Origin of the sequence: Pseudomonas kurunegalensis, assembly GCF_030291635.1 — a bacterium.
Lineage (GTDB): Bacteria > Pseudomonadota > Gammaproteobacteria > Pseudomonadales > Pseudomonadaceae > Aquipseudomonas > Aquipseudomonas monteilii.
Genome location: NZ_CP127871.1, coordinates 2805527 through 2828626 on the forward strand (window position 1 = coordinate 2805527; position 23100 = coordinate 2828626).

General features: G+C 55.7%; 19 protein-coding genes and 2 pseudogenes. 18 read left to right on the top strand and 3 right to left on the bottom strand.

Annotation, left to right across the window (positions count from 1 at the left end; all coding sequences use genetic code 11):
- Positions 1 to 117: 117 nt before the first annotated feature.
- Entirely contained in the window at positions 118 to 3165 is a 3048-nt protein-coding gene (locus QQ992_RS12510; protein ID WP_286113628.1) for an aminotransferase class III-fold pyridoxal phosphate-dependent enzyme, read from the top strand.
- Between the two features lie 49 nt (positions 3166 to 3214).
- Here the strand turns inward: QQ992_RS12510 and QQ992_RS12515 are convergent, their stop codons facing one another.
- Entirely contained in the window at positions 3215 to 3655 is a 441-nt protein-coding gene (locus QQ992_RS12515) for an Lrp/AsnC family transcriptional regulator (RefSeq protein ID WP_286113629.1), read from the bottom strand.
- Between the two features lie 282 nt (positions 3656 to 3937).
- Between QQ992_RS12515 and QQ992_RS12520 the strand changes: the two genes are divergently transcribed.
- The 4 genes from QQ992_RS12520 (at position 3938) to QQ992_RS12535 (ending at position 6870) form a co-directional block, all read left to right on the top strand.
- Positions 3938 to 4726, top strand: coding sequence for an ABC transporter substrate-binding protein (locus QQ992_RS12520; protein ID WP_286113630.1), 789 nt, complete (start codon positions 3938 to 3940; stop codon positions 4724 to 4726).
- A gap of 65 nt (positions 4727 to 4791) precedes the next feature.
- Positions 4792 to 5439: an amino acid ABC transporter permease gene (locus QQ992_RS12525; protein ID WP_286113631.1), complete on the top strand. Its 648-nt coding sequence runs from the start codon at positions 4792 to 4794 to the stop codon at positions 5437 to 5439.
- Positions 5440 to 5449: 10 nt separating this feature from the next.
- Positions 5450 to 6109, top strand: coding sequence for an amino acid ABC transporter permease (locus QQ992_RS12530; protein ID WP_286113632.1), 660 nt, complete (start codon positions 5450 to 5452; stop codon positions 6107 to 6109).
- A gap of 11 nt (positions 6110 to 6120) precedes the next feature.
- A complete protein-coding gene (locus tag QQ992_RS12535) occupies positions 6121 to 6870 on the top strand; it encodes an amino acid ABC transporter ATP-binding protein (protein WP_119370070.1) in 750 nt (249 codons plus the stop codon).
- 324 nt (positions 6871 to 7194) lie between these two features.
- Here QQ992_RS12535 and QQ992_RS12540 read toward each other — a convergent pair whose 3' ends face one another.
- A complete protein-coding gene (locus QQ992_RS12540; RefSeq protein ID WP_286113634.1) occupies positions 7195 to 7761 on the bottom strand; it encodes a TetR/AcrR family transcriptional regulator in 567 nt (188 codons plus the stop codon).
- A 162-nt stretch (positions 7762 to 7923) separates the two neighbouring features.
- On the opposite strand from QQ992_RS12540, the gene QQ992_RS12545 reads away from it, so the two are divergent.
- The 10 genes and pseudogenes from QQ992_RS12545 to QQ992_RS12590 form a co-directional block, all read left to right on the top strand.
- A complete protein-coding gene (locus QQ992_RS12545; protein WP_286113636.1) occupies positions 7924 to 8721 on the top strand; it encodes a crotonase/enoyl-CoA hydratase family protein in 798 nt (265 codons plus the stop codon).
- 72 nt (positions 8722 to 8793) lie between these two features.
- A complete protein-coding gene (locus tag QQ992_RS12550; RefSeq protein WP_286113637.1) occupies positions 8794 to 9690 on the top strand; it encodes an alpha/beta hydrolase family protein in 897 nt (298 codons plus the stop codon).
- A gap of 380 nt (positions 9691 to 10070) precedes the next feature.
- Positions 10071 to 10238 (top strand): annotated as a pseudogene (locus tag QQ992_RS12555) (transposase); the annotation flags it as partial.
- Positions 10239 to 10726: 488 nt separating this feature from the next.
- Positions 10727 to 11509: an amino acid ABC transporter ATP-binding protein gene (locus QQ992_RS12560; RefSeq protein ID WP_286113639.1), complete on the top strand. Its 783-nt coding sequence runs from the start codon at positions 10727 to 10729 to the stop codon at positions 11507 to 11509.
- 36 nt (positions 11510 to 11545) lie between these two features.
- Entirely contained in the window at positions 11546 to 12343 is a 798-nt protein-coding gene (locus QQ992_RS12565) for a transporter substrate-binding domain-containing protein (RefSeq protein ID WP_286113640.1), read from the top strand.
- 68 nt (positions 12344 to 12411) lie between these two features.
- Positions 12412 to 13119: an amino acid ABC transporter permease gene (locus QQ992_RS12570; protein WP_286113641.1), complete on the top strand. Its 708-nt coding sequence runs from the start codon at positions 12412 to 12414 to the stop codon at positions 13117 to 13119.
- On the top strand, positions 13116 to 13796 hold the full coding sequence (locus QQ992_RS12575; protein ID WP_286113642.1) for an amino acid ABC transporter permease: 681 nt from the start codon (positions 13116 to 13118) through the stop codon (positions 13794 to 13796). The genes QQ992_RS12570 and QQ992_RS12575 overlap by 4 nt, the downstream gene beginning before the upstream one ends.
- A gap of 52 nt (positions 13797 to 13848) precedes the next feature.
- Positions 13849 to 14496: a helix-turn-helix domain-containing protein gene (locus QQ992_RS12580; protein WP_286113643.1), complete on the top strand. Its 648-nt coding sequence runs from the start codon at positions 13849 to 13851 to the stop codon at positions 14494 to 14496.
- A gap of 29 nt (positions 14497 to 14525) precedes the next feature.
- Complete coding sequence (locus tag QQ992_RS12585; protein WP_286113644.1) at positions 14526 to 15527, top strand: pyridoxal-phosphate dependent enzyme; 1002 nt, start codon at positions 14526 to 14528, stop codon at positions 15525 to 15527.
- A 190-nt stretch (positions 15528 to 15717) separates the two neighbouring features.
- Positions 15718 to 16176: pseudogene (locus QQ992_RS12590) on the top strand (IS5 family transposase); the annotation flags it as partial.
- A 23-nt stretch (positions 16177 to 16199) separates the two neighbouring features.
- Here the strand turns inward: QQ992_RS12590 and QQ992_RS12595 are convergent.
- Entirely contained in the window at positions 16200 to 16820 is a 621-nt protein-coding gene (locus QQ992_RS12595; protein WP_286113645.1) for a TetR/AcrR family transcriptional regulator, read from the bottom strand.
- A 302-nt stretch (positions 16821 to 17122) separates the two neighbouring features.
- On the opposite strand from QQ992_RS12595, the gene QQ992_RS12600 reads away from it, so the two are divergent.
- From QQ992_RS12600 to QQ992_RS12610, 3 genes are read left to right on the top strand one after another with little or no spacing between them, the layout of a single operon-like run.
- A complete protein-coding gene (locus QQ992_RS12600) occupies positions 17123 to 18277 on the top strand; it encodes an efflux RND transporter periplasmic adaptor subunit (protein ID WP_286113646.1) in 1155 nt (384 codons plus the stop codon).
- A 29-nt stretch (positions 18278 to 18306) separates the two neighbouring features.
- Entirely contained in the window at positions 18307 to 21495 is a 3189-nt protein-coding gene (locus QQ992_RS12605; RefSeq protein ID WP_286113647.1) for an efflux RND transporter permease subunit, read from the top strand.
- A complete protein-coding gene (locus QQ992_RS12610) occupies positions 21492 to 23009 on the top strand; it encodes an efflux transporter outer membrane subunit (RefSeq protein WP_286113649.1) in 1518 nt (505 codons plus the stop codon). The genes QQ992_RS12605 and QQ992_RS12610 overlap by 4 nt, the downstream gene beginning before the upstream one ends.
- Positions 23010 to 23100: the final 91 nt, after the last annotated feature.

The window sequence follows — 23100 nt, forward strand, 5'->3', positions numbered from 1 at the left end:
TTTATGCCGGTCGGTACCGGCATAATGCCTGTCGATCCCGACCGTATGCAGGGTGTCGGTTTCGGCAGTGCATGACAAGCTATTGAAAAACAATTTGCTCGCTCGGAACGTGATGATATGACAGACCTTTCCCACCCGGCACCTCGGTTTTCGGCAAGCGATGCAGAGGGCCTCGCAAAAGATTTCTTCAATGTCACCGCTACAGCAACCCCCCTGGACGGGGAGCGTGACCGCAATTACCGGTTGCATACGGGCGTCGATGCGGGCTGGATACTGAAAATCGTCAATGCCAGCGAACCCCGGGTAGAAAGCGAGTTTCAAACCGCGCTGCTCGATCATCTGGCCGTGCATGGCGCGCACCTGGGTGTGCCTCACCTTCGCGCCAGCGTGGCGGGTGACTACCTGCCATCCGTGGCCAGCGCCACAGGTGAGCAGCATGCGATGCGCCTGGTCAGCTGGTTGGCCGGCACGCCGCTTGCCGAGGCCAAGCGCTCTTTCGCGCTGATGAGCAACTTTGGCCGGGCACTCGGTGAACTTGACCGCGCCCTGCAGGGGTTCATGCACCCTGGTGCCGTCCGTGACCTGGACTGGGACTTGCGCCATGCCGCACGCTCCCGTTCGCGCTTGCACCACATCAAAAGCCCCGAGCGCCGAGCCATTGTCGAGCGTTTTATCACCCGGTTCGAACACACTGTACAGCCCAGGCTGGCATCACTCAGGGCGCAGGTGATCCACAATGACGCCAACGACTGGAACATCCTGGTCGATGCCGAAACCACCCGCCATGTGACCGGCTTCATCGACTTTGGCGATGCCGTGCATACCGTGCTGATTGCCGAAGTCGCGATCGCCAGTGCTTACGCCATTCTCGACATGGACGACCCGATCGGCGCTGCCGCAGCGCTGGTGGCCGGTTTCCATGAAAAGTACCCATTGCAAGCGCAAGAGCTTGACGTGCTGTTCAACCTGATTGCCATGCGCCTGGTCATCAGCGTTACTTTCTCCGCTTCCCGGCAAGATCAGACAGAAGACAACCCTTACCTGGCGATCAGTGAAGCGCCAGCCTGGCGCCTGTTGGAACAGCTGGATTCGATGAATCCACGGCTGGCTACAGGCATCCTGCGCAAAGCCTGCGGTTTTGATGCCATCGAGGGGGCGGGTGCAGTGCGCCGCTGGATCGCCGATAACCACACATCATTTGCCGATCTGGTACGCCCGTCAGCCGCCATCCTCAACAAGGTGATCGCGCCGTTTGGCGACGCCAGCCACGAAATGACCATCGCCTCTGCCGAGCAGCGGCCTGCCGATGCCACGCGCTGGTGGAATGCGTTCTCTGCCGCGCACAACTTGCCGCTGGCCATCGGGCCATGGGGTGAGTTGCGTACCATTTATACGGACAGCGCTTTCGAGTCGCGCTTCATCAAGGGGCAGCGCCGCACCCTGCATGTGGGGGTCGATCTGGTGATGCCCGCCGGTACGCCGTTGTACGCTCCGGTCGCCGGCACCGTCAAAAGCGTTGAGGTTGAACCCGACCCGCTGGGCTATGGTGGGCTGGTGATGATCGAGCACAGCCCGCCAGGTTGCCCGCCATTCCTGACCCTGTGGGGGCACATGGCCCACGAGGCGCTCAGCCGCTTGAAGGCCGGTGACAAGCTCGAAGCCGGCGACCTGGTGGGCTACATGGGCACCGATAATGAAAACGGCGGCTGGATTCCCCACCTGCATCTGCAGATGACCACCGATACCCAGCTGAGCGCGAGTGAGGTCATTGGCGTTGGAGAGCTCGAATACCGCGAGGTGTGGGCTGACCTGTTCCCCGATGCGTCGACCTTGGCCGGCATCCCGCCAGAAACCTACAACCAGCAGGGAATGACCAAGGCCCAGATCATTGCCAAGCGTAAAGAGCTGCTGCTACCGAACTTGTCAATTTCGTACACCGACCCGATCAAGTTCGTGCGCGGCGATGGCGTATGGCTGATCGACAACTTCGGGCGGGCCTACCTGGACTGCTTCAACAACGTGTGCCACCTGGGCCATAGCCATCCCGACGTGGTCGACGCCTTGACCCGCCAGGCTGCACGACTTAACACCAACACCCGTTACCTGCACGACAACATCGTCGAGTACGCCGAGCGGCTGACCGGCACGTTGCCAGAGGGCCTTTGTGTGGCGTCATTCGGCTGCTCGGGCAGTGAAGCCAACAGCCTCATGCTGCGCATGGCGCGCAACTACACCGGTAGCGACCAGGCGATCGTGCTGGACTGGGCTTACCATGGCACCACGCAAGAACTCATCGACCTGAGCCCTTACAAGTACAAGCGCAAAGCCGGCAAGGGCAGGGCGGCGCACGTATACGAGGCGGTGGTTCCAGACAGCTACTACGCGCCCGAGCACTGGCCATTGGAAGAGCACGGCAAACGGTTTGCCGAGTCGGTGGCAGAGCAGCTGGACGCCATGCGCAAAGCCGGCAAGCGCCCGGGGTTCTTCCTTGCCGAGTCGATCCCCAGCGTGGCGGGGCAGGTGTTCCTGCCCGAACATTACCTCAAGGAGGTATACGCCATGGTTCGCGCCGAAGGTGGGCTGTGCCTGGCCGATGAGGTGCAGGTCGGGTTTGGCCGCGTTGGTAGCCACTGGTGGGCGTTCGAGACCCAAGGCGTAGTGCCGGATGCTGTCACCATGGGCAAACCGATTGGTAACGGCCACCCGATGTCGGCGGTGGTGACCACGCGCGAGGTTGCCGATGCTTTCAACAACGGCATGGAGTATTTCAATACGTTCGCCGGCAACCCCGTGTCGTGTGCGGTGGGCCTGGCGGTGCTCGATGCAATCGAGCGCGACCAGCTGAAAGAGAACGCCTTGAGCATCGGCAATTACCTGCTCGAGGGTTTCCGCAAACTTCAGCAGCAATTCGATGTGATTGGTGATGTACGCGGGTTGGGCCTGTTCCTTGGCATCGTGTTGGTCACGGACCGCACGTCGAAGGCTCCGGCCACGGCCTTGGCCAGGAAAGTTGCCGATGGCGCCAGAGAGCGCGGTGTGTTGATCGGTACCGAAGGCCCGCATGACAACGTGCTGAAAATGCGTCCTTCCATGATTTTCAGCCGGGCCAATGCGGACTTCCTTCTTGACGTACTGAAAGACAGTTTTATCGCGGCGCTGAAGTAACGGTTTGGCGAAACAGGGCGTGCCGATGGGCACGCCCTGTTTCGTTCGCTCAGGCCTTCTGCCTGTCAATATCACGCCGCAGCACTACTGCCGTGGTAATGTCGTCTACAGAGTCGTGGCACGCTATGGCGTCTCGTACCCGGTTTAAATCATCAATTGTCCGTGCCTCGACCTCGACCACCAGGTCAAGTTGCCCGCTAACCGATGAAACCCGTTTTACCTGGGCGTTCTCTGCCAGCAGGTCCAGCAGACCAAGCGCTGGTGTACGTTTTAGTGATACCAGGATGATCGCCCGTATTACGTTGGCATCAATTTCACCAATGTCCGCGCGATATCCCCGAATGATTCCGCTGCGTTCCAGGTGTAAAACCCGTTCGCTGGTCGCGCTTCTCGACAGGCCGATTCTTGCCGCAAGTGCCTTGAGTGCGACACGTGCTTCCTTGGAGAGTATTTCGAGGATCTCCCGATCTTTGACGTCTAATTCGCGCAATGCTGACACTCCTGTCTGATCGCCGGTAAATGGCCGCCCGCCCCAATAAAGTGCAGGGGAACGTTAGCCATTTGCTTCTTTTTTGTGCATTGCAAGACACTACTCCAGTTTCTCCAAGGGTCGAAGTAGCGCCGGCATTATGTCGGTCGATTCCGGCAATGTGCCAGTCATACATGCACTTTGCAGGGTGATTTCGAGGTTTCAGTGTGCAAAGCTTTCTGCGAAGGATGGGGCCTATGAGCCCGGTACAATAAGAAATACAAACTTCCAAGGAGTGCCTCGATGCTGGCAAGAAAAACCAGACTGCTACTGGCTTCCACTGCGGTAGCGGCTGTGGCCTTGTTCTCTCAAGGGATGGCATACGCCGACGACTTGCAGGCTGTTCAGGCGTCGAACGTGTTACGGGTGGCAATGAGCGGGCAATATTCCCCCTTTAGCTTTGCCAATGAAAAGAATGAAATTGTCGGTTTCGACGCCTCCATCGGAGAAGCACTTGCCCAGCGCCTGGGCGTGAATATAAAAATCATTACCACACCGTTTGACGGCATTATTGCAGGGTTATTGGCCAAGAAGTATGACGCTGTCATCGCCTCGATGACCATTACGCCCGAGCGCCTTAAAGCCGTTGACTTCGTCGGGCCGTATTACCATGCGGGCCGTACCATTGGTGTCAAGGAAAGCTCGCCGATTAAAGAACTTGATGACCTCAAGGATGTTACCGTTGGCGTCACGTTGGGTGATTCGCATGACAAATGGGCGCGTGCGCGCGGCAACCTTAAAGTGCGCACCTATAAAGGCTTGCCTGAAATGCTGGTCGACCTAGATGCCGGGCGTATCGATGCGGTGGTGATGGACAGCATCCCGGTCATGGTTGCGGTAAAGGAAACCGGGCAAAAAGTGCGGGTCATCAGTTTGCCGGACGAGCAGGGTGGCCGCGAAGGTCTGGGCATTGCCATTCGCAGAAACAACCCTGAATTCAAGGCCCAGTTGCAGAAGGCTCTGGACGAGATTCTGGCAGATGGCACGTACAAGGAAATTTCAATGAAATGGGTGGGCAGCGACATTCGCTGAAGCGCACCAGGAATGGCCTGGCCGCGAGGCCGGGCCGGGTTGGCAGACTTTTTGTGAGTGGTTTCATGGACCTGTCATTAATCCATCGCACTTACCCGTTTTTTCTGGAAGCCGCTTGGGTCACCGTGCAGATCTCGTTGCTTTCATTACTACTTGGCCTGGTTCTCGCCATTGCGCTGGTGACCTGCAGGTTATCGCCGTTCATTATCCTGCGATGGGTAGCAAGCCTGTACGTCAGTGTGTTTCGCGGCACACCTTGCCTGGTGCAGTTGTTCATCATCTATTTTGGCGGACCACAAATAGGCATAGAGCTGGAGCCATTCGCTGCTGCGGTAATCGGCTTGGGCATGAACATCGCGGCCTATATGTCGGAGTCCATTCGAGGTGCAATCGCCAACGTTGATCCAGGCCAGGAGGAGGGGGCACGGTCGATTGGCTTCAGCCGTAGGCAAACATTGTTATTCATCATCGTTCCCCAGGCACTGAAACTCATGATTCGGCCGCTTGGCGTCAATGCCATTGGCCTGATCAAAGGCTCCGCCTTGGTGTCGGCCATTTCGGTGGTTGAACTGACATACACCGCGCAGCGTTTCATCAGTTCAACGTACAAACCATTCGAGATATTCATGGTGTCGGCGTTGCTTTATATCGTCATGGTCTACTCGGTCAAGTATCTGGTGGAAGTGCTGGACAAGCGATACGCGACCAAGTGAGGGGTTGGCAGTGGAAGGATTAAACCTGAGTGTCATCGCACCTTATTACGACATGCTGGCGACCGGGCTGTGGTGGACGGTTGTCATGTTTCTCTGCAGCAGCGTCATCAGCCTGGTCGTGGGTGTGCTCATTGCCCTGATCGACTTGTATGCGCCTCACGTCATGGCGCTGCCTGTGCGTTTCATGACCTGGCTGTTGATGGGCACGCCATTGCTGTTGCAACTCTATTTGATCTACTACGGGCTGGTTCAGGTGGGTATCGATATTCCGGCGCTGGCTGCGGGAATCATCGGGCTCAGCCTGCATTTTGCCGTGTACAACGCCGACGTGATCAAGTCCGGTATCGAAGCGGTTGACCCAGGCCAGATAGAAGGCGCGCGCTCAATCGGCCTGAGCAGGGCCATGGCCCAGCGCTACATTATTGTTCCGCAGGCGCTCAGAAAAACCATCGCGCCACTGGGAAACAACCTCATCGTGTTGCTGAAGGACACGTCGCTGGTATCGATCATCGGTATTGCCGAACTCGTCTACAGCGCCCAGCTGGCCGTCAGCGAAACGTACAGCCCGTTTGAGTTCTACATCGCCGTCGCGGTGATCTACTACGTGGCCAACCTGGCGCTCGAAGCCGGGTTGCATCTTATTGAAGCAAGGGTCGAGATGTCACGATGAACAACAACGCTATGGTAGAAGTGAAGGGCGCTCGTAAAGCCTACGGTGCACTTGAGGTGCTCAAGGGGATCGATCTGTCGGTGTCGCGTGGGCAGATTTTCGCCATTATCGGCCCAAGCGGTTCGGGCAAAAGTACCTTGCTGCGCTCAATCAATCATCTCGAAGTGCTTAATGGTGGCGAAATCTGGCTTGACGGCGCTCAGGTCAATCAACCCCTGAAAGGCCGCGCCTTTGAGCAGCATATCAACAAGGTGCGCCAGCAGATGGGCATGGTGTTTCAGCACTTCAATCTGTTTCCGCACCTTACGGTCTGTGAAAACATCGCGATAGGGCCTGTGAAGCTCAAAGGCTATTCGAAACGTGCGGCCAGGGAGCTGGCCCTGGAGTACCTGCAGAAAGTCGGGCTGGGCAACAAGATCGACGAGTTCCCGTCGCGGTTGTCCGGCGGGCAAAAACAGCGCGTAGCCATTGCCCGGGCACTGGCCATGCAACCCAAGGTCATGTTGTTCGATGAAGCAACCTCAGCACTGGACCCCGAGCTTGTGGAAGAAGTGAACCTGGTAATGAAACAGCTGGCGGCCGAACACATGACCATGCTGATCGTCACGCATGAAATGCGCTTTGCCGGTGAAGTGGCCGATCAGATCGTGTTCATGGATGGCGGGGTTGTTGTGGAGCAAGGTGCACCCAGTGAGATGCTGAGAAATCCCGTTCAAGACCGCACCCGGGCTTTTCTGAAAAAACACCTGCATAACGACTGATGTTTAGATGTTGGCATAATGCTACTCAACGGCTTCTGCCGTTGTCATCCCGTTTGTGAGTGCATGGCATCGTCGTTGCTGAGTTTGGCAGCCCTGGCCCGTTTTCGGGGGCCGGCTTGCGAGAAAACTGCGCCAACAAAGGGCTTACCGTTGGGCATGTGCTTAATACGGCTCGAGATAGCCCCTGCGACAGATATGACTGAAGCCTCCATATCATCTAGTGATTTTAAGCCTTGCTTCTTCAGATCTCTGATTTCTAAATTTTAGCAAAAAGCTGATTCGCCCCTCCCTTCCTAGGCTTCTAGGTGTTACCAGGCGAACACCTTAGATAGCATTCGAAAGTAATTCGACTGCGCGAGCAGTAACCCCATCAATCAAGCTGGGGTCTTGATAGATGCGTGCGAGAAGGATCGCACCCTCGTAGTCGGCCACTAATTGTTTTCCGACGGACTCTGCACGGTCCGCCTCGAAAGGTCCGGTCAGGATGTGTGCGTAAGCCTGTGCCCATTCATCCATGAACGCCCGAATGGGCTCCATGAATGAAGCGTTACTGTAGCTCGCATCCATCGCAACGACACCCATCAGGCAGCCGATCGTATCGTCCTGGAAGAGCTTCTTGGCCCTTCGCCCCAACACCGAAATACGCTCGATCGGTGAGGAGTTGCTGTTGTATGCGGCAGCGAACAGCGTGTTCTTCATCCCGTCATGCATGGACTCCAACACATCCCGAAGCAGCGCCTCTTTGTTCGGATAGTGGTGGTAGAAGGATGCCTTGGTCAGGCCGCAGGCTGCCGACAGCATATCCATGGTGGTGCCGTTGTATCCGTAACGCTTGAATGTGCGTGCGCATCGTAGCAGCAGCTCTTCTCGACTGATTTTTAGCGGGCGCACGGGGATTTCCTGCACAAGATTCGGAGCATTGATTGTATGGCATAAGCGTTGCCCCCTCAATTTGACAGTTACCGAACGTTTGGTTAGTTTCTAGTAATCGAACGATTGGTCAGTAACTGTCCCGTCCGGCCGGTCTTTCCAAAACTCAGTGGAGATCAACGCATGAGCGAAGCGAACAGTGGTGTTGGACGTGTAACGCGTGAGCAACGGGGAAATGTGTTTCTCATCGGGTTGGACAGGGCAGGAAAACGGAATGCGTTCGATAGCGCGCTGCTGTCCGACCTCTCGTTGGCGCTCGGCGAGTACGAGCGGAACGGTGAGCTACGCTGTGCTGTTCTCTTCGCTCACGGTGAACATTTCACCTCCGGGCTCGATCTGATGGAGCTCACGCCGAAGCTTACTTCCGGTGCGTTCCATTACCCCGCGACAGGGATCGACCCCTGGGGCGTTGCCAAGCCGCGTCGGACCAAACCGTTGGTGATTGCCATCCAAGGAATTTGTTGGACGGCTGGCATCGAGTTGATGCTGAACGCGGACGTCGCGGTGATCGCCGGCAATGCCCGCTTCGCCCACCTAGAAGTGCTCCGTGGCATCGCACCTTCCGGCGGCTCAACAGTGCGCTTTACGCGTGCTGCAGGGTGGGTCGACGCAATGCGCTACATGCTGACAGGCGAAGAGTTTTCTGCCGCTGACGCTTTGCGTATGCGTTTGGCCAACGAAGTAGTGGAGCCTGGGCAAGAGCTGGGTCGCGCGCTTGAGTATGCGCAACGTATCGCGAAGGCTGCTCCCCTTGCGGTCAAGGCTACATTGCACTCGGCCTCTCAAGCCTTGGCTGAAGGTGAAGATGCGGCGCTGGCTAACCTCAACGATCTGCTGCTTTCGCTCATCAAGACAGAAGACGTACGCGAAGGCGTGATGGCCATGCTGCAGAAACGTGAGCCCATGTTTAAGGGGCAGTAATCGCGCTCACGAGAGGAACGTCGCTGCGGAGCCTCGAATCTCACCACCTCCTATTTTTCAGGACGACACTTCATGAAAGCCAGGCAAGACGAAAAAGCTGCTGCGGTTGAAGTCATTCGGCTGACAGTCCAGGCAGAGGATGGGTACAGACTCTGCGCTTATCGCTACTCGTCGGTGGGTACGCCAAGAGGCAACGTGCTGATGGCAGGAGCGACAGGCGTACAGCAGCGCTTCTATCGCCGCTTTGCAGAGCATGCCGCCAAGCAAGGCTTCAATGTCCTGACGATTGACTATCGTGGCGTCGGGGAGTCGAGGCCAGCGTCTCTGAAGGACTTCAAAATGTCCTACCTTGACTGGGGCTTTCTTGACCTTGCTGCAGCGGTGGAACTGCTGGGTCAGGAAGCTCTACCCATTTACTGGGTAGGTCATTCCTTCGGCGGTCACGCGATTGGGTTGCTGCCCAATCACCGTCGACTCACCGCAGCTTACAGCTTCGGAAGTGGAGCAGGTTGGGCGGGATGGATGAGTCAACTCGAAGCCCTGAAGGTGAGATTGCTCTGGACCTGCGTATTGCCCGTCATCGTACATTGCAAGGGCTACATGGCATGGAGTCTTCTGGGGATGGGGGATGATCTGCCACTTGGGGTCTACACCGATTGGAAGCGTTGGTGTGCCTACCCGCATTACTACTTCGATGACCCCGACATGCAGCACCTGGTCGATTTGTACGCTCAGGTCAGGATGCCCTGTGTTTTTGCCACCGCTATCGATGACCCGTGGGCACCGCCGCGCTCGCGGGATGCATTCGTGAAGGCCTATCGAGGTACCTCGGTGCTACGCCGAGACATTTCGCTCTCCAGCATACTCCCCCAGATTGGTCACATGGGCTATTTCCGCGCTAATGCACAGCCGCTCTGGGAGGAAGCGCTTGAGTGGTTTACGTCGTTGGAGCGTCCGCCGCTGTGTTAATAATCTCACCGCCTGCGCCGACTCGCTGCCACGGCAGGCCCAGTACCAAAGCCTGGAATTGTTCGCTGTCGAGTTCGACTTAGTAGCCTTTACGAATGCCGGCCAGTGGCACTTACCCTGATTCAGGCAACGCGCGGTAATTCAGATACCCATGCATCGTGCTCCAGCACCTTCATTAGGTTGGTCTGGCGATTGGCAATCAGGTGAGCGCAGTGCGGCTTCACCGCATCGGACGCCGAAATCAACCTTGCCAATGACGCCTCGGCACCCACGCACGTTTCCATCGATTCGCTAGGCTCTGTCTGATGAAACTCAAATGCGGCGCTGGAACGGCCTTGATTTTGTACAGTCGCCAACCATCTACGGAAAGGAATTTTGTGATGGCAAAGCGTTATGAACGCTCGGGTGAGGCGTGGGCACTGGTCGCCGATCTGTTCACCGCAGCGCACGTCAGGGTCAGGCCCCGCAATAGTGATCGCTTGATGCTCGATGGTGTGCTCTGGGTTTTCTGCTCGGGAGCAGCCTGGCGAGATATGCCTGAGCCATTTCTAAATCATGGAGCGCTCACCCACAGGTTGCCCAGGGTTACGGTCCCGTGAGTAGGGCCTTGGTGGTTGCGCTTAGCGGAACGAAAGCTGGCAGTGCTGCTGGCTGCTGTTCTCGGTGAAGGGGGATCAATTTGCGAACCACATTGGCGTTGATGCCTTAGCTGAAGGCGACTCTGGACGTGGCTGCTCTAGGTTGCAGGGCATATCCCGGTGATGAGGGTAATCGCGTCGGTATAAAAAATAAGTGGACACCATAGGCCTCAATGCTGAAGTTCGGAGGCTGATTAAGGCGAACTGAAGGCTAGCTGTCAGTCGCTAAGAAGCCTGGTTTTAAATAGCTAATAGGTCTGAAAATAATTTTTTTATGCTTTTCTGGAATTATCAGTTGGCTTTCTGCTGGTTCTTCAAATTTTTTTGAAGCAAAAAATTTTTTTGACATTCTGCCTGATGCTTGATAAATCTATTGAAATATCGGGAGGAGAATAAGAATGCTAAAGCACGATAAACCCCGCACCTCGACTACAGCGATAGAAATTAAGAACGTCGAAAAGCGTTACTTAGGATCTGGAGGGGCTGCGGGTACCTATGCGCTACGAGATGTCTCGCTGTCAGTGAATGCGGGTGAAGTCGTTGTGATCATTGGACCTTCGGGCTCCGGTAAAAGCACTTTACTTCGAACAATCAATGCGCTTGAGAGCGTGGACGCTGGTTCCATTACCGTTAACGGTGATGAAATCACGAGTTCTGTAACAAAACTCCATAATGTCCGTGCCAAGGTAGGAATGGTTTTTCAACATTTCAACTTATTTCAGCACATGTCAGCAATGCGGAATATCGTATTGCCACAGGTTGCTGTAAGAGGCGTCTCCAAAGCCGATGCTGAAAAGTCAGCCAATAGGTATCTTGCTCGTGTTGGAATGCTGGAACGAGCCCATGCATACCCGTCCCAACTATCAGGTGGTCAGCAGCAGCGTATTGCTATTGCCCGTGCTTTAGCAATGGATCCAAAAGTTATGCTGTTTGATGAGGCCACTTCGGCATTAGATCCAGAAGCAGTGAGTGGCGTTCTGGATTTGATGCGTGAATTGGCGAAAGACGGGATGACCATGGTCGTGGTTACTCACGAAATGAATTTTGCGCGTGAAGTGGCTGATCGCGTAGTGTTCATGGATGCCGGAGCGATTGTTGAAGTAGGAGCGCCTGAAGAAATTTTCAAAAACGCAAAAAATGAGAGGACGAAAAAATTTCTCTCGCTTGTTAAGGGTTCTTGATTAATTATATTTCCATTATCTAATAGGGTGTGTGCGATGAGAAAAATAATAAATTTGATTGCCGCAAGTGGTTTTTTTGTTGCTAGTCTGGTTGGCGTGCAGTCTGTGCGTGCCGACGATGTAATGGATCGGATTTTACAGCGCGGCGAGCTGCGCGTTGGCGTTCAAACTCAAGGCGAGCCTGTGAGTTTTGTCGATAAAAATGGTGAAAGAAGCGGCCTGGCCATCGATATTGCAAAGATGATGGCAGCTGATTTGAATGTGAAGCTTGTTCTTCAGGATTATGATTGGAAAGGCTTGATTCCAGCACTGTTGGCTGACAAATTCGATATTATAGCCGCCGACATGACTCCTACCCCACAGCGGACGGCTCAATTGCTTTTTTCTCGCCCGTTTTTCTATCAGGATACAATAGCGTTCGTAAAGAAGGATAGCGCTTTTAAAACGTGGCAAGAGTTGAATGTTAAAGGGCTGAATATAGGTGGAACGCAAGGGGGTAGTTTTGTTACTACAGTCCGTGACTACATGCCAGAAGCAACGGTGAAAGAGTTCGCCAGTGGGCCAGCATCTGCCCAGGCAGTGGCATCAGGTCGAATTGACGGGGCCGTCTCAAGCACGGCTAATGTGGCCAGTTACTCCGCCAGCTTCGATAACCTCCGCCCGGTTGAGGGAATCATTACGCGCGAGCCTCTCGCGTTCGCGACGCGTAAAGAGAACATCATGTTGAAATTCTGGATGGATAACTGGATAGAGCTGCATACTGCGGACCGCAAACTTGACAATATGGTTAAGTACTGGTGGACCAGTACAGAGTGGGAAAAAGACCACAAATAATGTAGTCACCCCTGCTCCGCAGTAGCCAGAGCCTGCGGAGCATTTGGCCCTCCACCGGGAGTGCGGGAATGTCAGAAGTACTAAGTGCTGTTCAGAGTGTTTTTAATTATAGATTCATCTTGCAGTATCAAGAACAGTTTTTGCTTGGTATAGAAAATACGGTGATTGCTGCTGGGCTCAGTTTGGTGCTGTCTCTTGTTTTTGGCTTCGTTATCGCCTTGATGCAAATGTCTGGGCGGTGGCCACTTACATTTGCGGCGAAGACGTATGTTCAAGTAATTCGCTCAACTCCGTTGCTGCTTCAGATTTACGTTATTTATTTCGGGCTTCCAGTTTTATTGCCGTCCATTGCGAAGGTCCCCGAAATAGTGCTAGGGACGCTTGCGTTAACGATACACACAGCAGCGTACATGTCTGAAATTATTCGATCTGGTCTTCAGGCCGTTCCTCGCGGGCAAAATGAGGGGGCTATCGCATTGGGTATGACTACCCTGCAGCGATACCGCTATGTTGTGGTGCCCCAAGGGATTGTAAACGTGATACCCGCGTTACTTGGGCAGACGGCCATTTTAATTAAAGACTCCTCACTCCTGTCGCTCATCACAGTCTTTGACATAGTGAGTGCTGGAATGTTGTTGAACAGTGACTTGGTTCGTCCTAACGAAGGGTTTTTGTCAGTCGCTGTGATTTTCTTTGTCTTCTACCTAATGATGGTGTTCTTCTCGCGCTACGTGGAGAGGAAGCTTGCAGGGCATGGCTGGAGAGCTGCACGATGAGTGACTACTTGGCTATTTTTTTCAGTGTGATGCCCGCATTATTATCTGGTTTTGTTCAAACCCTTAAGCTCGCGTTCATGGGTATTTTGTGGGGTTCACTTCTCGGTACTGGTCTAGGTGTTCTGCGAGGCCAGTACGTGAAATTCGCTACACCACTCATTGGTGGGTATTTACATGCTCTCCGTGGAACCCCATTTCTCGTGCAGCTGTACATAATCTATTTCTTGCTTCCGAATACGGGTTGGAAGATCTTTCAGTTTGACTCCTGGACGGCTGCAATAATTGGGCTTGGGGTTTACACATCGAGTTACGTGACGGAAATTGTTAGTGGTGCTATTCGGTCTATTCCTCGCGGGCAGTGGGAGGCCGCTTTTGCTCTTGGCTTTGACCGGATCAGAACCCTTCGGTTGATTATTTTGCCGCAAACGCTAGGGCTCATTCTTCCGTCGCTGGGTGGTGTGTATGTTGCACTTATCAAGGCAACGTCTATTGTTTCTGTTGTTGGCATTGTTGAGTTGTTGCGTCAGGCTGAGATTCAAATTGTTAGATTCCCGAGTGAGATAATATATATTTACGCATTGGCTGGGGCTCTTTATTTCTGTTTCTGCTTCCCTGTGCTGATGGTGGTCGATCGCCTTGAGAGAAGGGCTACGAGAGGGCTGCGCTTTAAAGGGTAAAAGGTGGTTTTTATGGTTAATAATAACGACGCGTCGGGGTGGTAACTCTAGAATGAGTGAGCCAAGATTAGAGACTGTTATCAACTTGATGTCTACGCTAGTCGCTCAATTTGGGGCGAACTGCCAGGCTTCATTTTATGAACTCATTAACGATGAGGCTTTGCTCCATAGTTCGGTAGGGACGGTGATGGATGTGCCACCAGGGGCCCGACTCCCTGGTGCGCTACTGGATAAATTCCGGGAAGTAACCAGGAATCGACCTGCCCGAATGCAGTTCACTGGTGCTACACCCGATGGTCGGCGGCTAAGTTCCTCGCTGACATCTATATGTGACACATCAAGTGGGCAAGAATTAGGGTTGTTGAAAATTGATTTTTGCATCGAACACCTGATCTCCAGTATTGATGTATTGCAAAGTTATTGCGGCATCGAAGATCAGCCTCGGCCAGAGGCTCCAGTTGAGGATGATATTGGCAGATTGGTTGATAGTATTATCGCAGAAGCTTTTAGTGGTGGTGGTGGTGCTAAAGAGAGACTTTCAGGGAAGGAGTATCGCATTCATATAGTGAGACGCCTGGAAGAAAAGGACGTTTTTCGAGTGAAGGGTGCGGTTGAAATAGTTTCTGGAAGATTGAATGTTTCGAAGTATTCTATCTATAATTATATAGAGCAGGTTCGCCGAGAGTCTCGCGGAAATTAATTAAAAAAATTATAAGTGGAGTTGATTTTATGGCTGGTCAAGCCCTGCCTTTCCAGGCTGCACGAAAGTTGATTCTTGAAAGCGCTACACCTTTTCGTCGTTTGAGGAGTTTTGAAAAAGCGATCGGGCGTCCAGGCTTGTATATCAAGCGTGATGACCATATGGAGATCGCATTAGGAGGCAATAAGCTCCGCAGTCTTGAGTTCTGGCTTGGTGCCGCTGAGCAGTCAGGTGCTGATGTGCTTCTTGTCGCGGGCGGGCCTATGTCTAACCTTTGCCGCTTGACCGCTGCAGCCGCCGCGATGTATGGATACAGGTGTGTTGTTTTCCATAACTCAGTTGCCAATGAAACGTCAGAGCACAAGTCATTCCTGAACAAGCTGTTTGGTGCGGAGGTTCGATTCCTTGGTAACGTCACAGAGGATCAGCGCGCAAAAGCTGTCAAGGATGCTGCGGATGAGTTACGTTGCACAGGTTACAATCCATATATTATTGGTGATGCAATCCTCGGCGCGTTAGGTTATGCCGTATGTGCACATGAACTTTATCAACAAGCAAAGGACGATGCGGTAAACTTACGTCACGTGTTTTTAAGCGGCTCCATGGGGCCGACCGAAGCGGGTTTTATTTTTGGTAATGCGATGTTGGGTAACCCATTTACGGTGCACCTTGTAAGTGTAGAATATGGACAAGCAGAGCTAGCGGCCCGGGTGGCGAGGATCTATGACGATCTGAAAATATCGACTCAACTGGCAGTGCCCAATGTAGAAGATCTGCCTATCCATTATCACATGGACTACTTGGGTGCCGGCTACGGTCGCCCAACATTAGAGGCAGAGTTGGCACTTATCACGCTGGCGAGGACTGAAGGTATTCTTACTGAATATGTGTATACTGCCAAGACGCTTGCGGGCTTTGCTGCTATTTCGAAAAGCGGTTGCTTTCCTGCCGACGATGCGGTGTGTTTCCTTCATACTGGCGGAGTTCCGTCCTTGTTTTCTCAATTCGATCTATTTCAATCTATGAGCTGAATATGCCTTTGTTCAGTGCTTAAACTATTCTCTGTGGGCTGGATTATTCATCACGCTAAGCTATGTGATGCCCTGCATCAGACCGTTAGCCGAAGGGGATTTTCCCTTGGCGGTTAACGGTGCTGAAATCGATACTGTCAGGTAGATTTACTCTACCATTGGTGTCAGCACAGCTCTCACTGAGTTGAACCTTGTAACCAAAATCCACATGCTCTGCGACGCCAACGGGACACCGTTGCTCTTCCTCATATCTGGCAGTCAAGCCAGCGACATCAGCTACGCGGAACCATTGTTGGACGAAGTAACAATTCCGTCGAGCCAACGAGGACGCCCGCGGAAACGCTGCAAGTGGTTGCTTGCCGACAACGGCTACGACGCCGAAGCGCTACGCCGCTACTGCGACCAATACCGAATGCAGCAGGTCATTCCGCTGTGCTCAATGAAGCGCAAACCCAAACCAGGCCTGCCCAGACTGTTTGATCGACCCAAGTACCGACAGCGCAACATCATTGAGCGTATGTTTGGCTGGCTGAAAGAGAGCCGCCGCATCGTGACACGCTTCGACAAGCTCGCGAAAAGTTACGCAGCCATGGTCACGCTGGCTTGCTCCACGCGGAGTTTGCGACATCTCTTTTCGTACGGAGCCTAGCATTACCAAAGTCATATCCGCTCTCAGGCGTGTTGCTTGGTTTCACCTGCACAGTCCCATGCGGCCATACAGGCGTCGACTGCGCCTAGTAATGCTTCTCTGGAAACCCCATCACGGGCTTGTAGGGCGATACCCTTGAGGACCACGTCGTAGAGTTCCAGAAGGTTGCTGGCTCGCTGGGAGTCTGCGATATCGCCGTTCTCCACCGCTCTCGCCAGACACTCCTCCATGGCCAGTCGGGTGCGATTGCGCGCATCGGCCACGGCGACGTTTACCGCATCGTTTTCTGACCCGCAGTTCATTCCCGAGAGCACGGCCATGCAACCCGTAGGCTGATCGATCGAGGTCTGTGAATGCACCGCGCGCGTCAGCATTGCCTGCATTGCGGCACGCGGCGATACACCAGGAGCATCGAGCTCCTCCGCCACACCACCACAGGTGCTCATGTACAGCTCGAGGCATTCCTCGAACAGCTGATCCTTCGAGCCGAATGCTTTGTAAAAGCTGGCGGCTGAGAGGTCGCCCAGTTCCTTGCGCAAATCGGCCAGAGAAGTGGGTTCGTAGCCGTTTGCCCAGAACAGCAGCATGGCCTGATGCACCGCTTCGGCGCGATCAAATTCCCGGGGACGTCCAGTTCGTGCCACGTCGTCGGTCTCCGTAAATGGGTGAAAGGGACTTGTAGACTAACCATTCCACAAGTCGTTGACCAGTGAAGAAGGGTATTGCTAGGATATTTGTGGATCAAGTGATCTACAAGTCATGAGGCCCTTCCGCGTACGCCCTCAACGGTCTCTGCGCACCGCCTCGGTAATTACCTCCGGTCCATGGTGATGCTTGCACTGGGTCTGCGCATACGCAGCCGGCCCGCCCCGCAGCACCCGCTTGAACAGCGGTTGGCGCGGGCCAGCCGCGCATCCCATGCCAAGCAAAGGTCTACAGCTTTGTCATGAAACCCACACGTAAGCACCTCGCCCTGATTATCGCCGCGCTTGCCATAGCCGGCGGTGTCGCGGCTGTCACAGCGGGACCTTCCCAGCCTGAACCAGCGGCCGCGGCTCAAGAGCAACGCACGGAAGTGGAAGTCGCCCAGGTTCAGCAACAAACCATCAACCAGTGGCACGAGTTCTCCGGCCGCCTGGAAGCGGTTGATCGCGTGGACATCCGACCAATGGTCCCGGGCACCATCACAGCGATTCACTTCACCGACGGGGTGATCGTGAAAAAGGGCGATCGATTGTTCTCCCTGGATGCTCGCCCCTATGCCGCTGCTGTGGAACGGGCACGTGCAGAGGTTGAGGCAGCGCAGACCAACGCGCTTTATGCCAAGGAAGAGGCTGATCGTGCTTCGCGGCTGCTGGCCGCCGACGCACTGGCCAAGAAGTCCTACGATGAAAAACGCAATGCGGTACGGGAAACCCAGGCCAGGCTGATGGCGGCCCAAGCAGCATTGAAAGCTGCCCAAGTTGACTTGGGATACACCGAGATCGTGGCCCCAATCACCGGCCGGGTCTCGCGTGCCGAACTGACCGTCGGCAACGCCGTGAACAACGGTGCAAACGCGACCAAGTTGACCACCATCGTATCCGTGAACCCCATCTACGCAGCCTTCAATGTGGATGAGGGCGTATACCTGCGCAACTTGCGCAAGATCGGCACCCGCAGTGTGCCGGTAGAAGTCGCGCTGGCCGATGAACAGGGCTACCCGCACAAGGGCGAAATCTTCTCCATCGACAACCAGATGGATGCGGTGACCGGCACCATCCGGGTACGCGCGAAGCTCAAGAACGACGAGGGCGAGCTGGTTCCAGGCCTGTTCGCCAAGGTGCGGATTGGCAGTGCCTCGGATACCCAGGCCGTGCTCGTGGACGACGCCGCAATCGGCACCGACCAGAACAAGAAATTCGTGTTCGTGGTTTCCGCTGATCAGCGCGTTCAGTACCGGCCGGTAACCGTCGGGGACCTGCACGAGGGTAAGCGCATCGTGCTTGAAGGGCTCAAGGACGGCGAAGACATCATCGTCAACGGTATCCAGCGTGTTCAGCCGAACGACAAAGTGCAGGCCAAGAAGGCGGACCTGTCTCTCACGAGCGCACAGAACTGAGCGCCCAAGCCTCCTGCAGATGACTCAAAATGAATATTTCCAAGTTCTTCATTGATAGGCCGGTGTTCGCCGGGGTGCTGTCCGTCCTGGTGTTTCTCGCAGGGCTGATCGCACTGAAACTGTTGCCGACCTCGGAATATCCCGAGGTGGTCCCGCCTTCTGTGGTCGTCCGAGCCCAGTTGCCGGGCGCCAACCCCAAGGTGATTGCCGAGACCGTAGCTGCTCCGTTGGAGGAGCAGATCAACGGCGTCGAGAACATGTTGTACATGCAGTCGCAGTCAAACAGTGACGGCAACCTGAGCGTGATCGTGACGTTCAAGCTCGGAACCGATCCTGACAAGGCGCAGCAGCTGGTACAGAACCGCGTAGCGCAGGCACTTCCGCGGCTACCGGAAGACGTGCAGCGCCAAGGCGTAACCACCGTGAAATCGACGCCTACCCAGACCCTGGGTATCAACCTGCTCTCGCCCGACGGTCGCTACGACCTCACGTACCTCAGGAACTATGCAGTGCTGAACCTCAAGGATCAGCTCGCCCGCCTGCCTGGCGTCGGCGAGGTAGCGATCTGGGGCTCGGGCGACTACGCCATGCGCATCTGGCTAGACCCACAGAAGGTGGCGCGCCAGGACATGACCGCAATGGACGTGATCAACGCTATCAGAGATCAGAACGTCCAGGTTGCAGCGGGTATCGTCGGTTCGTCGCCCATGCCGATCGAGGTGCCGCTGCAGCTCAACATCAACGCCAAGGGCCGGCTGAAAACTGAGGAAGAGTTCCGCAACATCATCCTCAAGACCAATCCGGATGGCGCCCTGACTCGACTGTCCGATGTTGCCCGAGTAGAACTGGGCGCAGCCGAGTTCGGCATGAAGGCCATGCTGGACAGCAAGCCGGCCGTGCAGATCAGTATCTTCCAGCAACCTGGTGCCAACGCGCTGCAGCTTTCAGACGATATCCGCGCCACGATGGAGCGGTTGTCCAAGAGCTTTCCCGAGGGTGTGGACTACGCCGTTCGGTATGACCCGACCCAGTTCGTCAGGGACAGTATCCATGCGGTGATTCACACCCTGATCGAGGCGGTTCTGCTGGTGGTAGTGGTCGTGATCGTGTTCCTGCAGACCTGGCGGGCTTCGATCATCCCCTTGCTGGCAGTACCGGTCTCGGTGGTCGGCACATTTGCTCTGCTGCTTGCCTTCGGTTTCACCATCAACACGCTGACACTGTTCGGCCTGGTTTTGGCCATCGGCATTGTGGTGGATGATGCCATCGTGGTGGTGGAGAACGTGGAGCGGAATATTGCCATGGGCATGACGCCCAGGGAGGCGACTTACCGGGCCATGGAGGAAGTGAGCGGGCCGATCATTGCCATCGCACTGACCCTCGTCGCGGTCTTTGTTCCGCTGGCTTTCATGCCCGGCCTGACGGGGCAGTTCTACCAGCAGTTCGCGATGACCATCGCCATCTCGACAGTCATTTCAGCTTTCAACTCCCTGACCCTCTCGCCGGCGCTGGCCGCCTTGCTGCTCCGTGAGCACGGTGCGCCCAAAGACTTGGTCAGCCGCTGGATCGACAAGCTGCTGGGTGGTTTCTTCAATCGCTTCAATCGACTCTTCCACCGTGGATCGTTGGCCTACGGCGGCGGCGTTCAGGGTGTGCTGGGCCGTAAAACGCTGATCATGGCCGTGTTCGCTGCGTTGATAGGAGCAACAGTGTTCCTAGGTAAAACGGTACCGGGCGGCTTCGTACCCGATCAGGACAAGGACTTCCTCGTCGCGATCATCCAATTGCCGAGCGGTGCTTCACTGTCGCGTACGGATGAAATCACCAAGCAGGTCAGTGATATCGCGCTTGCCGAGCCTGGTGTTGCCTATGTGCCGTCATTCGCTGGCCTGTCTGTGAACGGCCTGATGCTCTCGTCTAACAACGCCTTGGTGTTCCCGGTGCTCAAGCCTTCTGCCCAGCGCGGGAAGGGGCTGTCGGCCAAAGAAATTGCCGCGTCGCTCAATGCCAAGTTCTCGGCGATCAAAGGGGCCAACATCGCCATCTTTGAAGCGCCGCCAGTCTCTGGCCTCGGGACCGTGGGTGGGTTCAAGCTGCAGATCCAGGATCGTGGCGCACTCGGTTATGAGGCACTCGACAAGGCGACGAAGGAGTTCATCGCGCGAGCGGCGAAGGCGCCGGAACTCGGCCCGATGTTCTCCAGCTACCAGATCAACGTGCCGCAGCTCGACGCTGACCTGGACCGCGTGAAAGCCAAGCAACTGGGTGTGCCTGTCCGTGATGTGTTCGACACCATGCAGATCTACCTGGGATCGCTCTACGTCAACGACTTCAACACTCTGGGTCGAGTCTTCCAAGTGCATGCTCAAGCTGATGCACCGTTCCGCGCGAATGCCAGCAGCATCGGTCAACTCAGCGTGCGCAGCGCCGACGGGAAAATGATCCCATTGTCGACGCTGGTGAACGTGTCGCCGACCTATGGGCCGGAGTCGGTGGTTCGCTACAACGGGTTCGTCGCAGCGGACATCAACGGCAGCGCCGCACCTGGCTACTCGTCAGACCAGGCCATGGCGGCAGTGGAGCGTATCGCCGCCGAGGTGTTCCCCCGTGGCATCGACTTCGAGTGGACTGACCTGACGTATCAACAGATCCTGGCTGGCAACACTGCGCTTTGGGTGTTCCCCATCAGCGTGCTGCTGGTGTTCCTGGTGTTGGCCGCGCAGTACGAAAGCCTGACCCTGCCTCTGGCCATCCTGATGATCGTACCCATGGGTATCTTGTCCGCGCTGTTGGGTGTCTGGCTGACCGGAGGGGACAACAACATCTTCACCCAGATCGGCCTTGTCGTGCTGGTGGGACTGTCAGCGAAGAACGCGATCCTCATCGTGGAGTTCGCGCGGGAGCTGGAGATCGGCGGCCGCAGCATCGTGGAGGCAGCGATCGAGGCGAGCAAGTTGCGGCTGCGCCCAATCCTGATGACTTCAATCGCCTTCATCATGGGTGTGGTCCCACTTGTTCTCTCCACCGGTGCCGGCTCCGAGATGCGCCAGGCGATGGGTATTGCCGTGTTCTTCGGCATGCTCGGCGTGACCTTCTTCGGGCTGATTCTCACCCCCGTGTTCTACGTGGTGCTTCGCAAACTTTCGGGGAGAAAGCTTGCTGCTGTGGGCTCTGCGCCTATCGCGGCCATTCACTCGATGCCGGAGCACGCCCAATGAGTAATTCGATCATTCCCTCTGTGCGCAAAAGCTTGTCGGTATCGCTGCTCGCCGCAGCCATCGCTTTGAGCTTACCTGGTTGTTCGGTTGGGCCTACCTATGAACGACCCGATGCGTCAGCGCCGACTGCGTTCAAAGAGTCGGAGCCTTCCCTGGAATCCGCTCAAGCCAAGTCCTGGAAAGTGGCGCAGCCGTCGGACCACTTCGAACGCGGCCACTGGTGGCTCGTATTCGAAGACCCTCAGTTGAACGACCTTGAGCTGAAGGCCTTGGAAAGCAACCAGAACCTGGTTGCTGCCTATGCACGGTTGAAGCAGGCGCGCGCGCTGACAGCCGCCGCCAGGTCCGAGCTGTTCCCCAAAATCACGCTGAATGGGGAAGCCTCGCGGGAGCGAGAGTCTCCCGCCTCGAAAGAGGTGTCGTCCGACTCGTCAATCGCTCCTAAGACACTGCTTGGCCTTAAAAGCGAGATCAGTTACGAGCCCGACCTGTTTGGCCGGGTTCAGGCTGGAATTGATGGAAGCAAGGCGAGAACGGAGGCCAGCGAAGCGTTGCTGCGTGGGGTGCAGCTATCGTTGACTTCGGATGTTGCCGCGTCTTACTTCAAACTCCGCGGCCTGGATGCAGAGCTGGTGGTCTTTCAGCGCGCCATCGAAATCCGCGAACGTGCGGTGGGCATCGCCGATGCGCGGCACACCAACGGTGATGTCAGCGTGCTGGATGTTGCGCGGGCCCGCTCCGAGCTGGCCACCACGCAATCCGACGCACTGGCGTTAGCCAAAGACCGGGCAACAGAAGAGCATCGTCTGGCTATCCTGCTGGGCAAGGTGCCGGCAGATTTCAGCCTGCCGTCATCGCCCTTGGTAATGACGCCTGTGCGCATCCCCACGGGAATGCCGTCCATGTTGCTGGAGCGTCGACCTGACATCGCTGCAGCGGAGCGGAAAATGGCGGCAGCCAATGCTGACATCGGTGTCGCCAAGGCCGCGTTCTTCCCATCGATCAAATTGGGACTGACTGGTGGTTTTGAAGCCTCGCACCCCAACGAGATCTTCAACTGGAGCAGTCGCACATTCTTGCTCGGCCCGGTCGGGGGCACGATTATGAGCCTGCCGATCTTCGACGGCGGTCAACGCTCTGCCAAGCTCAAGCACGAGCGTTGGGCTTATGAAGAGCAAGTCGCCGCGTATCGGCAAGCAGTGCTGCAGGCGTTCCAGGAAGTCGAGGATGTCGCCTCGGATCTACGCATTGTTGATCAACAGCTAGAGCGCATGAACATTGCAGTAGACGCCTCGATGAAAGCGTCCGAGGTCGCCAATCTGCAGTATGCCGAAGGGGAAGTCCCGTACTTGGATGCACTGGATGCGGAGCGTGTAGTTCTGCAGAGTCGGCGTTCAAAGACCCAGCTCGAAGCCACTCAGGCTATTGCGACGGTGAAGCTCATCCAGGCACTCGGCGGCGGCTGGGATGCAACCTCGCTCTCTGCAGCTGAACCAGCAAAATCCGCCCACTGACCTGGTCATGGCGCCGTTCTTGGGCGGCGCTTACGTGAGGTCACGTACGTCGACGGTCTCGCTGGTCGAAGCCGTTGTCTAGGAAAGCCAA

What these genes read in the sequence shown, in the direction of transcription:
- QQ992_RS12510 (WP_286113628.1), top strand. Translation starts at nt 118, where the DNA reads ATGACAGACCTTTCCCACCCGGCACCTCGGTTTTCGGCAAGCGATGCA.
- QQ992_RS12520 (WP_286113630.1), top strand. Translation starts at nt 3,938, where the DNA reads ATGCTGGCAAGAAAAACCAGACTGCTACTGGCTTCCACTGCGGTAGCG.
- QQ992_RS12525 (WP_286113631.1), top strand. Translation starts at nt 4,792, where the DNA reads ATGGACCTGTCATTAATCCATCGCACTTACCCGTTTTTTCTGGAAGCC.
- QQ992_RS12535 (WP_119370070.1), top strand. Translation starts at nt 6,121, where the DNA reads ATGGTAGAAGTGAAGGGCGCTCGTAAAGCCTACGGTGCACTTGAGGTG.
- QQ992_RS12545 (WP_286113636.1), top strand. Translation starts at nt 7,924, where the DNA reads ATGAGCGAAGCGAACAGTGGTGTTGGACGTGTAACGCGTGAGCAACGG.
- QQ992_RS12550 (WP_286113637.1), top strand. Translation starts at nt 8,794, where the DNA reads ATGAAAGCCAGGCAAGACGAAAAAGCTGCTGCGGTTGAAGTCATTCGG.
- QQ992_RS12560 (WP_286113639.1), top strand. Translation starts at nt 10,727, where the DNA reads ATGCTAAAGCACGATAAACCCCGCACCTCGACTACAGCGATAGAAATT.
- QQ992_RS12565 (WP_286113640.1), top strand. Translation starts at nt 11,546, where the DNA reads ATGAGAAAAATAATAAATTTGATTGCCGCAAGTGGTTTTTTTGTTGCT.
- QQ992_RS12570 (WP_286113641.1), top strand. Translation starts at nt 12,412, where the DNA reads ATGTCAGAAGTACTAAGTGCTGTTCAGAGTGTTTTTAATTATAGATTC.
- QQ992_RS12575 (WP_286113642.1), top strand. Translation starts at nt 13,116, where the DNA reads ATGAGTGACTACTTGGCTATTTTTTTCAGTGTGATGCCCGCATTATTA.
- QQ992_RS12580 (WP_286113643.1), top strand. Translation starts at nt 13,849, where the DNA reads ATGAGTGAGCCAAGATTAGAGACTGTTATCAACTTGATGTCTACGCTA.
- QQ992_RS12585 (WP_286113644.1), top strand. Translation starts at nt 14,526, where the DNA reads ATGGCTGGTCAAGCCCTGCCTTTCCAGGCTGCACGAAAGTTGATTCTT.
- QQ992_RS12600 (WP_286113646.1), top strand. Translation starts at nt 17,123, where the DNA reads ATGAAACCCACACGTAAGCACCTCGCCCTGATTATCGCCGCGCTTGCC.
- QQ992_RS12605 (WP_286113647.1), top strand. Translation starts at nt 18,307, where the DNA reads ATGAATATTTCCAAGTTCTTCATTGATAGGCCGGTGTTCGCCGGGGTG.
- QQ992_RS12610 (WP_286113649.1), top strand. Translation starts at nt 21,492, where the DNA reads ATGAGTAATTCGATCATTCCCTCTGTGCGCAAAAGCTTGTCGGTATCG.